Annotated in this window: 7 protein-coding genes; 3 read left to right on the forward strand and 4 right to left on the reverse strand. The window is 68.8% G+C overall.

Annotation, left to right across the window (positions count from 1 at the left end; all coding sequences use genetic code 11):
- Positions 1 to 76 precede the first annotated feature (76 nt).
- From FOZ74_RS08660 to FOZ74_RS08670, 3 genes are all read right to left on the reverse strand, one after another.
- Positions 77 to 2,953 (reverse strand): EAL domain-containing protein, encoded by a 2,877-nt coding sequence (locus FOZ74_RS08660; protein ID WP_146912691.1) that lies wholly within the window; start codon positions 2,951 to 2,953, stop codon positions 77 to 79.
- Positions 2,931 to 4,655, reverse strand: coding sequence for a methyl-accepting chemotaxis protein (locus FOZ74_RS16465; protein WP_284698415.1), 1,725 nt, complete (start codon positions 4,653 to 4,655; stop codon positions 2,931 to 2,933). Before FOZ74_RS16465 ends, FOZ74_RS08660 begins: the two co-directional genes overlap by 23 nt.
- A 119-nt stretch (positions 4,656 to 4,774) precedes the next feature.
- Positions 4,775 to 6,751: a multicopper oxidase domain-containing protein gene (locus FOZ74_RS08670; protein ID WP_146912692.1), complete on the reverse strand. Its 1,977-nt coding sequence runs from the start codon at positions 6,749 to 6,751 to the stop codon at positions 4,775 to 4,777.
- A gap of 319 nt (positions 6,752 to 7,070) precedes the next feature.
- On the opposite strand from FOZ74_RS08670, the gene FOZ74_RS08675 reads away from it, so the two are divergent.
- Positions 7,071 to 9,404 (forward strand): hypothetical protein, encoded by a 2,334-nt coding sequence (locus FOZ74_RS08675; protein WP_146912693.1) that lies wholly within the window; start codon positions 7,071 to 7,073, stop codon positions 9,402 to 9,404.
- A gap of 7 nt (positions 9,405 to 9,411) precedes the next feature.
- Here the strand turns inward: FOZ74_RS08675 and hemB are convergent, their stop codons facing one another.
- A complete protein-coding gene (gene hemB, locus FOZ74_RS08680) occupies positions 9,412 to 10,419 on the reverse strand; it encodes a porphobilinogen synthase (protein WP_146912694.1) in 1,008 nt (335 codons plus the stop codon).
- Between the two features lie 88 nt (positions 10,420 to 10,507).
- Between hemB and FOZ74_RS08685 the strand changes: the two genes are divergently transcribed.
- Together FOZ74_RS08685 and FOZ74_RS08690 are read left to right on the forward strand one after the other, a co-directional pair.
- Entirely contained in the window at positions 10,508 to 11,197 is a 690-nt protein-coding gene (locus FOZ74_RS08685; protein ID WP_255437533.1) for a lipoyl protein ligase domain-containing protein, read from the forward strand.
- A gap of 86 nt (positions 11,198 to 11,283) precedes the next feature.
- Positions 11,284 to 12,474, forward strand: a complete 1,191-nt coding sequence (locus FOZ74_RS08690) for an ABC transporter substrate-binding protein (RefSeq protein ID WP_146912695.1) — start codon at positions 11,284 to 11,286, stop codon at positions 12,472 to 12,474.
- The last annotated feature ends 11 nt before the right edge of the window (positions 12,475 to 12,485 follow it).

Raw genomic sequence — 12,485 nt, forward strand, 5'->3', positions numbered from 1 at the left:
GATTATATTTGCGCTGGCAGTAATTGCCGTTGCAAGGAATGGGTTCGCAGCGCGAGCGGGGCGCCTGGCGCGCCGCTCATTGGCCCGGTGCTGCGCCGAGCGGGTCCGCTTGCCCCGCTTCGGCCTGCAGGCGCTCGCCCAGCGAGCGCGCGTTCATCGGCCGCCCGTACCAGTAGCCCTGGCCGTAGTCGCAGCCTTGGCCGCGCAGGAAGATGTGCTGCTCGCGCGTCTCCACGCCTTCGGCCACCACTTCGATGCCGAGCTGGTGCGCCATCGCGATGATGGCGCTGCACAGCACGCGGTCTTCCTGGGACTGGGGCAGCTTGCTGACGAAGCTGCGGTCGATCTTGAGGAAGTCGATGGGGAAGCGCTTGAGGTAGGACAGCGACGAATAGCCGGTACCGAAGTCGTCCAGCGCCACCTTCAGGCCCGCGCCCTGCAGCGCCAGCATCTTCGCGCCCGTGGCCTGGTCGCCGTCGAGCAGCACGCCCTCGGTGATTTCCACGGTCAGGCTGTCGCTGCGCAGGGCCAGTTGCTGCAGCCAGTCGAGCCAGTCCTGCACCGCATGCTCGCTCGCGTGCAACTGGCGCGGCGAGACGTTGACGCTGAGCTCGAACGCCGGCGCAGCCAGGTGGCGCCATTCGGCCAGCTGGCGCGTGGCTTCGCGAAACACCCAGTCGCCCAGCGCCACGATCAGCCCCGATTCCTCCGCCGCCGGGATGAATTCCCCCGGGCTCAGCACGCCGTGCAGCGGGTGCTCCCAGCGCAGCAGCGCCTCGGCCTTGACGGTGCGCCCGCTGGCCATGTCCACGATGGGCTGGTAATGCAGCATGAACTGCTCGCGCGCCAGGCCCTTCTCCAGCTCGTGCAGCAGCTGCAGGCGCCACTGCTCCTCGTGCAGCATCTCGGGCGCGAAGCGGGAAAAGCGGTTGCGCCCCTTTTCCTTGGAGGCGTACATCGCCAGGTCCGCATGGCGCAGCAGCTGGGCGCTGTCGCTGGCGTCCTGCGGGTAGAAGGCGATGCCGGCGCTCACCGAGATGTGCACCGTGTTCTGCTTGAGCGCGTAAGGCTGCACGATGCTGTGCAGCGCTTTCTCGCACACCAGCGCAACGTCGCTCTCGTGCTGCACGTCCTGCAGGATCAGCGTGAACTCGTCGCCGCCCAGGCGCGCCACATGGTCGGATGAGCGCACGCAGGCCAGCAGCCGGCGCGCCACCTCCTGCAACAGCGCGTCGCCCTCGTCGTGGCCGAAGGTGTCGTTGACCTCCTTGAAGAAGTCCAGGTCCAGGAAGACCAGCGCCATCGGCAGGCCGGTGGTGCGCGCATGCTCCATGCCGGTGGCCAGGCGCTGCTCGAACATCTGGCGGTTGGCCAGACCCGTGAGGTGGTCGAAGTGCGCCTGGCGCCAGATGCTCGCTTCGCGCACGCGCTCCTCGGTCACGTCGGAAAACAGGCCTACGCGGCAGTTCACGCTGCCGTCGTCGTTGTATGCGGTGGAGATTTCCAGGTGCTCGATGAACTCCTCGCCACTCTTGCGCCGGTTGTGGATGTCGCCACTCCAGCTGCCGCTGTCGTGCAGGCTTTGCCACATCGCGTGGTAGAAGGCCCGGTCCTGCTTGCCCGAGCTCAGCAGATTCATGCGCCGCCCGATGATGTCCGCCGGCGCATAGCCGGTGATCGCGGTGAAGGCGGGGTTCACGTCCTGCACCACGCCGTCGGCGTCGGTTACGACGATGGCGTCGCGCGTGCTCTGGTAGACGATGTTGGCGCGGCGCATCGAGGCTTCGGCGCGCTTGCGCTGGCTGATGTCGATCAGCAGGCCTATGGTGGCGGGGGCGTCGCCCAGGCGCATGGCCGAGCCGAAGATCTCGACCTCGATGTCGCGGCCGTCGGCGCGCCGTATGCGACTTTCGTAGCGCGTGCTGCGCGCCTGTCCGTTCAGGCGCTGCGCCATGCTGCGCGCAGCCTGCGGCCAGGTGGCGTCGGTGTACAGGCGCCGCACCTCGAAATGCGCGCACAGCGTCTCGCGTGCATGGCCGGTGAGCTCGGCAAAGCGTGCGTTGACGTAGGTCAGCCGCATGTCGGCGTTGACCATGTAGATGCCGGCCACGTCGTTTTGCGCCAGGCCTTCGAACATGGCCTGCATCTGGGCCAGCGCCGCGCGCTCGCCGCGCACTTCTTCCAGCAGCTCGGCGATGCGCTGCGAGGACGCGTTGAGCGCGCCCGCCAGCTCGGTGAATTCGGCGCCGGCGGGCACCACCACCTCGGTCACGTAGCGGCCCTCGCCCATGGCGCGCGCCTGGCGGGTGAGCGCGCGGATGGGCGCCAGCACATGGCGCATGAACAGCGCGTAGCCCAGCGCCAGCAGCAGCAGATCAAGCGCGAACAGCAGCGCGCTGGCGGCGATGGCGTTGCGCTGCACGCGCGCCGATTCCTGCACCAGCGCGTCCATCAGCGCCTCGTTGTGCGCCAGCATCAGGCTGCTGGCCTGCAGCAATTGCGCGGCCTGCGCGCCGCTCGCGCGCGGGGCCGGGACGACCTCGGCCATCAGGCGCCGGTAGTCCTGCCAGGCCGATTGCAGTTGCGCCAGCGCCGGCTGCAGCGCGCCCTGCAGCGCGGGCACCTGCAGGCCAAAGGCGCTGCCGCCCGAGCGCAGCGCGCCCCAGGCAGCGGCAAACTCCCGCTCGTGTTCGCGCAGCGCCGCCGCCCGATCGGCGCCGGGGGCGGCCAGGGCCTGCAGGGCGGCGCGCTGCCCCAGCATGCGCAGCTTGCCGGCCACATTCAGCGTGGCGGCAATGTTCTCCGAGCGGCGCAGCAACGCGTGCACCGTCAACACGTTGGCCAGCGCGATCAGGCCGATCAGCGCGAGCGCGAGCAGCGCCTTGCCGCGCAGACTCGCGGGCAGGCTCAGGCGCCTGCGCGCCGCTGGCTCAGAAGCTTTCCCATTCGGCATCGCTGCCCTTGTCCGGCAAGGCCTTGGGGCGCACCGCAGGGGCGGGCGCGGCAAGCGGTCGGGCAGAGGGCGCGGGCGCTGGCATCGGCACTTGCACGGGCGCCTGAACGGGAGCCGCAGTGGCCGGCCGCTGCATGCGCACCGCAGGCGCGGAGGCGCTGCCTGGCTGCAGCTTGAAGGTGGCGACCGAGCCGACCATCTCCTGCGCCTGACTTTGCAGGCTGGCCGCAGCGGCGGACATCTCCTCCACCAGCGCCGCATTCTGCTGCGTCACCTGGTCCATCTGGGCGATGGCCTCACCCACCTGGGTCACGCCCTGGCTCTGCTCCTGGCTGGCGGCGCTGATCTCGCCCATGAGGTCGGAGACGCGCTGTATGCCCGAGACCACCTGCTCCATGGTGGCGCCGGCCTTGTCCGCCAGCGCAGTGCCCTCGCCTATGCGCCGGGTGCTGTCGTCGATGAGCTGCTTGATCTCCTTGGCCGCGGCGGCCGAGCGGCCGGCGAGCTGGCGCACCTCGCTCGCGACGACCGCAAAACCCCGACCCTGTTCGCCCGCGCGTGCCGCCTCCACCGCCGCGTTGAGCGCCAGGATGTTGGTCTGGAACGCGATGGAGTCGATGACGGTGATGATTTCGGCCATCTTCTGGCTGTCGCCGCTGATGCTGCGCATGGTTTGCACCACGTTGCCCACCACGTCGCCGCCCTCGCGCGCAACGGTGGAAGCGCCCTGCGCCAGCTGGTTGGCCTGGCGTGCGTTGTCCGCGTTCTGGCGCACCGTGGCGTTGAGCTGCTCCATCGAAGCGGCGGTCTGCTCCAGGGCGCTGGCCTGCTCTTCGGTGCGCGCGCTCAGGTCCAGGTTGGCCTGGGAGATTTCGGCGCTTGCGGTGGCCACGCTTTCCGAATTGCCGCGCACCCGTGCGACCACCTGGTGCAGGCCGTCGAGCATCTGCGCGAGCGCGCGCAGCAGCTGTGCGGTCTCGTTGCGGCCGCGCGCCTCGATCTGCAGCGACAGGTCGCCCGCGGCCACGGCCTCGGCCACGCGCACCGCCTGGTTCAGCGGGCGGGTGATGGCGCGGATGATCCACAGCGCCAGCAGCACCGCTGCCAGCAGCCCGATGAGCAGGGTGATGGCCACGGCGGTCTGGATGGCGCGCACGTTCTCGCCGGCCGCGCGGCTGTCGCCCTCGAGCACCTGGCGCTGGAAGGCCTGCAGGTCGGCAATCGCCTTCAGGTAGTCGCTGCGCACCGCCTTGGCCTGCTCCGACAGGAAGCCCTGGGCCGCGCCGGCGCCGGCCTTGGTGTATTCCTCGAAGAACTGCTCCTGCGCCTGGGCGTAGCGCGCCTGCTGGGCGAAGACCGCATTCAGCAGCTCCTGCGCACGCGGGGCGCGCATCTGCTGCTTGAGCTCGTCCAGTATCTCGGCGATGCGCTGGCGCGATGCGGGCACCTGGTTCTTGGCGTCCTGGAAGGCCTCGATGTCGCTCTCCAGCAGCATGTCGCGCATGGCCAGGGCGATCAGATTGATCTGCTGCTGTACCTCATGCAGCGCCAGCACGCGCGGGACGCGCTCCTGCGTCACCGCCTTGAAGCTCTGCTCCACCGGCGTGGCCTTCCACAGCGCGACGAGCCCGGTGACCACCAGCAGCAGCGCCATCAGTGCAAAGCCCAGGGCCAGGCGGGTGGTGATTTTCATGTCTCTCATGCAGGTCTCCCCTGTTGGATTTTCGATAGTTTTGACAAATCGCGAACGAAATGTCTGACATGACAATGAATCGGCTCGAAAAAGGCCACCGCTGGGGTGGCCTTTGCGAGAGAGGGCGTTCAGCGCTGCGCCTTGACCTCGTCGGCCGTCACCAGCTTGGCCTTGTTGCCCCACTGGGTGCGCTCATGGTTGGCGATGTCGGCCACGTCGGCGTCCGACAGCGCGCCGCCAAACGGCGGCATGGGGCTGGGGTAGCTCACGCCGTCGATGACCTCGCCGCTCACGCCGTGCAGGATGGCGCGGATGTGCTTGGTGCCGTCCGCAGCCAGCACCGCCGGGTTCTTGATCAGCGGCGGGAAGGCGCCCGGCAGCCCTTCGCCATTGGCCTGGTGGCAGGCCGCGCAGGTGCTGGTGTAGAGCTGCGCGCCGCGCTCTGCGTCGAACTTGTAGGGGCCGGCCGCGGCCGCGGGTGGCGCTGCCGCGGCGGCGCTGGCGTGGCCTTCGATCTTGGAAATCTTGGGCTTGACGAAGTTGTCCGGGTTGCCGATGCGCAGCGAGCCGGCCGCGCCCTTTTCAAGGTGGGCGAAGGAGTGGTCCACGAAGACGTAGTTGCCCACGTCCGGAATCACCACGTCGAAGACGATGCCCTCGCCCGGCCCCACGCTGTAGGTGGAGACGCCGCTGAGCGCGTTCTTCGGGTTGCCGTCCGGATAGACCTTGTCGAAGATCGCGCCGATCACGTGGAAGGCGCTCCAGAGGCTCGGGCCGGCGTTGACCACGTACAGGCGCACGCGCTCATTGGGTTCGGCGGTGAGCGGATGGTCCTGGTACTGGAAGGCCACGCCGTTGAAGGCGACGATGTCGGGCTGGATCCTCTCCATCTTGCCGAAATCCGGACCCATCAGGTTGCCCGAAATCTGCCGCGTGTACCACTCGCTTTGCACCAGCACGTATTCCTTGTCGGCCTTGGGGCGCGGGTCGTCGGCAGGGTCGACGATGATGGCGCCGTACATGCCGTTGGCCATGTGCAGCAGCACCGGCGGCGTGCCGCAGTGGTAGACGAAGGTGCCGGGCACCTTGGCCTCGAAGGTGAACTCGATCTGCTCGCCCGGGTTGATGTCGGCAAAGCTGGTGTTGGGCGGGGTGAAGGCCGAGTGGAAGTCGATGGAGTGGTGCATCGAAGCCTTGTTGGCCAGCACCACCCGCACCATCTGGCCCTGCTTGACGTGGATGACCGGGCCGGGCACCGTACCGCCGTAGGGCCAGGCCTGGTACTTGACGCCGCTGGCGATTTCCACCGCCTCGTCGGTCACGTCGATGGTGACCAGCACTTCCTTGTCGCTGGTCAGCGGCGGCAGCGTCGCGTCGAAGGCCTTCTTGACCGGCTCCTTGCTCATCAGCTGCAGCGGCGACACCGCCGCGGCCGCTGCAGCGGGGGTGGGCGCCTTCACGTTCATGCTGCTTTGCAGGCCGGCCACCAGGAAGAAGACGACGGCGGCCACGCCCAGCAGGATGCCGGTCTGCGCCCACCACGCGACGCGCGGCGCGTCCGACAGGCGCCGTTCGCGCCATTCGGCGATCCAGCTCCAGGCCGGCCACTTGCGCTCGATGAAGTAGTCGACGCTGTAGGGGCTGGTGCCGCTGCGGTGGTTGATGGCGATCAGCACCGCGAAGACCAGCACGTAGATGATGCCCACGCCGGTGTTGGATGCGCCTATGGTGTAGGGGCCGCCGAAGCCGCCCGCGGTGCTCCAGATCAGCAGGCTGTAGAGCGCGCCGATCACGTACACCGTGCGTCGCGCGAAGCCGAAGAGCAGGGCGAGCGCCAGCAGCGTGGTGGCGATGCGCGTGAGCCACAAAAAGGTGTCGGCGCGCGGCTCGACGATGGCGATCCAGGTGTCGAACCACCAGGCCGACCATGCGGGCTGGCCGTCGGCGGCGTTGCGCAGATAGCCCGCGTAGTTGTCGGCGAAGCTGGGCATCCAGGTGAACGCGGCGTTCACGATCCAGATGATGCCGAAGGCGACGCGCAGCGCCGCGGTGGAAAGCGCCGGCCAGGTATCTGGAGCCGGACTGGTTGGGGTTTGGGTACTCATGAATGCTTCCTGACTCGGAGCAGGCCCGGGGCCTGCGACTTCAAGGACAGGCCATAGTGTAGGGGCCTGCGGCGGCAAGGGGCATGGCAAGCCGGACGCCGCGGCCGGCGCACCCCTTCGCCATCGCTGCCCGCCGGTTTTTTCCCGCGCAGGCGCAACGAATTGCAAACATTTGTGGCAGGATGCGCAGCCGGGTTTCCTGCTGCGCCGCGTCGCGTGCCGGCCCCCGCCGCCGCGAGCCCCGCGCCGCGGCCCCCCTCTTTCTTCAAACCCCATTGCCTGGGGCCGCGCGACCGCGCTGCCCTTCAAGGGAACCGCCATGCCCCGCTCTGATCGCGATGCCGGCCACACCGACGCCCTGACCCGCACGCTGCCCGCGTCGCCCGCCCCTGCCCCGATGGCGGACCGCCTGCCGCTGGCGCGCCGCACCCTGTTGCGCGGCGCCTTGCTGGGCGCGGTCGCCAGCGTGGCCACCGCCTGCGGTGGTGGCAGCGATGGCCAGGAGGGCGGCGACAGCCTCTCGGACCCGCGCGCGCTGCAGCCGCTGGACCCCGAGATCGGCCACGACGAGGACGGCTACCAGCACCAGCAGGGCCGCCATACCCTGCCGCCGGTGCAGCCGCGCAGCAACGAACTGCTGGCCCAGCCCACCGAGGGCCTGAGCTTTCGCGTGCGCGTGGCCATGGGCGCCGAGCTGCTGGCGAGCGCGCCGGTGCGGGTGCTCGACATCCACGGTGCCCAGGTGGACGAAGGCAGCACCGACGCCGATGGCGTGTACGCGTCGGCGCAGACCGGACGGCGCTTCCTGCTGGCGGAGGCCCGGACCGCAGAGGGCCTGCTCTACGGGCTCGAATACAACGGCGGCGTCAAGATCAACCCCGTCATCGACGTCAATCTGGCGGGCACGCTGCTCTACAAGGTGTTCCAGCGGCTGTCGGTGGATACCAGCCAGGTGGAGTTCGTGATCAACGACTTCCTGGGTCTGGAATACAGCACCAACCTGAGCGACATCGATCCCTTCGACACGGGCCTGGACCAGGAAGCCCTGCGCCAGCAGGCGCGGGACTCTGGCCTGCGCGTGGCCGACTACCTGGACCGCCTGGCCGATGCGGTCGTGCGAATGCTCGACGCAGAAGAAGGCGACGAGGCGCTCGCGCCGACACCCGCCCTCCAGGGCCAGGCCCTGGTGCGCAAGGCGACGAGCGCCTGCCCGCCGCCGCCGGACTTCGGCCCCTGGGCACAGGAAATCCCCATCGAGGTGGGCCGCGAGCTGGCGGAATTCTGGTCCGCCGCGGGCAAGGCCGTGCTGGGCATGGCCTTTGCCAAGGCGATGGCGCTGACCGGGACCGACTTCCTGGAGCCGGGGCTGAACTTCATCCTCGACCGCGCGCTGCCCACCGACGACCCGGTGCAGAAGGCGCTCGCCACCATGCAGGTGGAGCTCTCGCGCATCGCCTCCAAGGTGGACGAGATCGCCTCCATGGTGTCCATGGCCGAGCACAAGCGCGCGCTCGACCGGGTGATCGGCGTGTTCACCGAGTTCAATGCGCTGATCGAGCTGATCCAGGAGCGGCGCCGGCGCCACGTGGGCGCCACCACCGCCGAGCAGGATCAGCTCTACAAGGACTACGTGCTGGAGCAAAGCCGCAGGCTGATCGTGCTCTACCCCCGGCTCATGGAAGCCCACCAGCTGTTCGTCGGCCTCGGGCCCGTGGGCAACGATGGCGTGCTCTACCGCTGGTGCACGGTGTTTCGCAAGAAGAAGTACTACACCGCGGTGGTCGAGAAGCAGTACAACGACCTGCTGGACTGGTACGCACTGTGGAATGCCCGGATCTGCAACTACCTGTTCGACGCCTACGCCACCGTGCAGCAGCTGGGCGGGCAGCGCGACGCCGACCAGGTCGCGCTCATGCGCGAGCAGCTGCAGCGCCAGACGCTGGCCATAGAGCGCCTGCGCCCGCAGCGCCTGCTCAGCGCCAAGCTGTTCATCGACGTGCAATTCCAGCTGGCCTGGGTGGGCGGCTGCAACCAGCCCGCGCGCCTGCCCGAGATGGTGCCCGAGGACGTCTGGTACCCGCGCGACGTGCCCTGGGGGCCGCGCGATTTCAAGCTGGGCCGGCTGATGCGGGTGCAGTACGACGCGCCCTGCGTGGACAGCGCCAGCGCGCTGGCCGACGCCAGCATCACCGACGCGCTGGTGCAGGCCTTCGAATGGCGGCTGCCGACGAAGAAGAACATGGACGACTCCTTCGGCGACTACATCAAGCACGGCTACCTGGCGGAGTTCAACAGCCCGACCAGGTACTTCAACTGGCACGCCTTCGCCGAGCACTGCGCCATCCCCAGCGTGGTGTGCTTCTTCCGCGAGGACGCGCCGCGCACGCCGCTGGCGGTGATCCTGCGCAACGACATGGGTCCGAGGGCTGTGGGCAGCTGGATCGCCACCTGGACCTTCCGCGCCGCCCAGTACGACCTGGGCACGCTGCAAAGCAGCTACACCGCGCTGGAATACATCGGCAAGAACAACCCCCACTACCCGGTGCCGCATTTCTTCCCGGTGGCCGACGTGCCCGTGGCCCTGCAGAAGACCCTGCTGCCCTGGCGCGTGTACGAGGAGCAGATCGGCGCCTTGCGCGCCGGCGTGCACTGAAGCGTGTTCAGCCGCGCAGCAGGCGGGCGGCGTCCAGCGAGAAGTAGGTCAGGATGCCGTCGGCGCCGGCGCGCTTGAACGCGAGCAGCGCCTCCATCATCACCGCGTCGTGCTCCAGCCAGCCCTGGGCCGATGCCGCCTTGATCATGGCGTACTCGCCGCTCACCTGGTAGGCAAAGGTGGGCATGCGGAACTCGTCCTTCACGCGGCGCAGCACGTCCAGGTAGGGCATGCCGGGCTTGACCATCACCATGTCCGCGCCCTCGGCGATGTCGAGCGCCACCTCGCGCAGCGCCTCGTCGCTGTTGCCCGGGTCCATCTGGTAGACGTTCTTGTCGGCCTTGCCCAGCGCCCCGCGCGTGCCCACCGCGTCACGAAACGGCCCGTAGAAGCTGCTCGCGTATTTGGCGCTGTAGGCCATGATGCGGGTGTAAATCAGCTGCTGGGCCTCCAGCGCGCGGCGCACCGCGCCGATGCGCCCGTCCATCATGTCGCTGGGCGCGACGATGTCCACGCCCGCCCGCGCGTGGGCCAGGGCCTGCTGCACCAGCACCTGCACCGTCTCGTCGTTCAGGATGTAGCCGGTGTCGTCCAGCACGCCGTCCTGCCCGTGGCTGGTGTAGGGGTCCAGCGCCACGTCGGTCATCACCCCGAGCTGCGGGAATTCCTTTTTCAGCGCGCGCACCACGCGCGGGATCAGGCCGTCGGGGTTGGCCGCTTCCCTGCCGTCGGGGGTTTTCAGTTCCGCGTCGATGGCGGGGAAGAGCGCCATCACCGGGATGTCCAGCTTTGCGCATTCTTCGGCCACGGGCAGCAGCAGATCCAGGCTCAGGCGCTCGACGCCGGGCATGGAGGGCACGGCCTCGCGCCGGTTTGTGCCTTCGTGCACGAACACCGGGTAGATGAAGTCGTGCGCCGACAGGCGCGACTCGCGCACCAGGTTGCGCGAGAAGGCGTCGCGGCGCAGGCGGCGCGGGCGGTTCTGGGGAAACGGGGTGGGGCTGGACAGGTGCATGGCGCCGATTGTGCGACAGCCCCGCGCCCCCTGCTGCGCTGTTAGGCTTGCGCCTGCGCCGAAGCCGGCGTTTTCTTGAGCGCAACGCATGCCCACCATCGCCCAACAGGAACAGCAGTGGAACCTGGCCCACCTGGCCGAGCCGGTGCGCCAGCCGGCCTTTGCCGTCTGGGCGCACGAGGCACCAGCCATCGTGCTCGGCTGCTCGCAGCAGCAGTATCTGGCCGGGCTGCAGGCGGCAGCGCCGGGCGTAGCGACGCTGGTGCGCGCGTCGGGCGGCGGGGCGGTGCTCACCGGGCCGTGGATGGTCAGCAGCTCGGTGGCGCTGCCGCTCGAACACCCGTGGGTGAGCGGACGCATCAACGCCAGCTACGAAGGCCTGGGGCGCTTGTACGTGGGTTTGCTCGCCCGTCTTGGCGTGGCGGCGCGCGCGCTGGCGCCCGAGCAGGTGGCCCAGGCCGACGCGCTGCTCGGCCCCAAGCTGCCCTGGGCCTGCTTTGGCTCGCTCGCCTCCTGGGAAGTGGTGGATGCGGGCGGCGGGCGCAAGCTCGTCGGTCTGGCGCAGCGGCGCCAGCGCAGCGGCGTGCTGCTGGTGGCGGGCACGCTGGTGGCGCCGCCCGACTGGGCGCTGCTGTGCACCGCGATGGGCCACGCACCGGACGAAGAGGCCATGCGCCGGCGCACCGTCGCGTGCAGCCAGCTCGCGCCGGGTTTTGTCGCTGCACCGCGCTACGCCGCGCTGCTGCGCGAGGCGCTGGCGGAGGCCCTCGCGGTCTGACGCGCGGCTCTCTCAGGGCGAAAACCGATTGCCTGCGCGCCCACGCGCTGCCATGATCGGTTTTTTCAACCCGGAGGAAACACGATATGAAAACACCATGGTTGGTCGCCGCGCTGGTCTTCGGCGCCTGTCAGATCGCCCACGCCCAGGGCACGCTCAAGATCGGGGTGCTGAACGATCAGTCGGGCATTTACGCCGACTTTGGCGGCAAGACTTCGGTCACCGCAGCCAAGATGGCGGTGGAGGACTTTGGCGGCGAGGTGCTGGGCCGCAAGATCGAGGTGATCGATGCCGACCACACCAACAAGCCCGACGTCGCGGCCTCGGTCGCGCGCAAGTGGTTCGACACCGAGGGCGTGGAGATGATCACCGACCTGACCAACTCGGCGGTGGCGCTGGCGGTGCAGAACCTGGCCAAGGACAAGGGCAAGATCACCATTGCGACCGGGCCGTTTTCGTCCGCGCTGACCAATGAATCGTGCTCGCCCACAGGCTTTCACTGGACCTTTGACACCTACGCGGCGCCGCGCGGCGTGGCCACCGGCATGATCGACGACGGCGCCAAGAACTGGTTCATCCTGGCCACCGACTACGCCTTTGGCCACGCGATGCAGCAGGACCTGACCGACACCATCAACAAGAAGGGCGCCAAGGTGGTGGGTGCCGCGCGCGCGCCGCTGGGCACCTCCGACTTTGCCTCCTTTCTGCTGCAGGCCCAATCCTCCAAGGCCGATGTGATTGCGCTGGCCAACGCCGGCACCGACATGACCAACGCCATCAAGCAGGCCGGCGAGTTCGGCATCATGGCGGGCGGCCAGCGGCTCGCGGCCCTGGCCATGGTGATCAGCGACGTGCACTCGTTGGGCCTCAAGACCGCCCACGGCCTGGTGGCCGCAACCCCTTACTACTGGGACCGCGATGACGCAAGCCGTGCCTTCGGCAAGCGCTTCATGGAGAAGACCGGACGCATGCCCGGCATGGTGCAGGCTGGCACCTACTCTGGCGTGCTGCACTACCTCAAGGCGGTGAAGGCCGCGGGCAGCACCGACGGCGCCAAGGTGGCCGACAAGATGCGCGAGATGCCGGTCAAGGACTTCTTTGCCGACGGCGCCACCGTGCGCAAGGACGGTCGCGTCGAGCAGGAGATGTACCTGGTGCAGGTCAAGAAACCCGAAGAGTCCAAGCAGCCCTGGGACTACTACAAGGTCGTCTCCACGCTGCCCGCAAGCCTGGTGACGCGCCCGTTGTCCGAGAGCAAGTGCCCGCTGGTCAAGTAAGAGCGCAGGCC

The organism is Comamonas flocculans (genome assembly GCF_007954405.1).
GTDB classification, from domain to species: domain Bacteria; phylum Pseudomonadota; class Gammaproteobacteria; order Burkholderiales; family Burkholderiaceae_C; genus Comamonas_C; species Comamonas_C flocculans.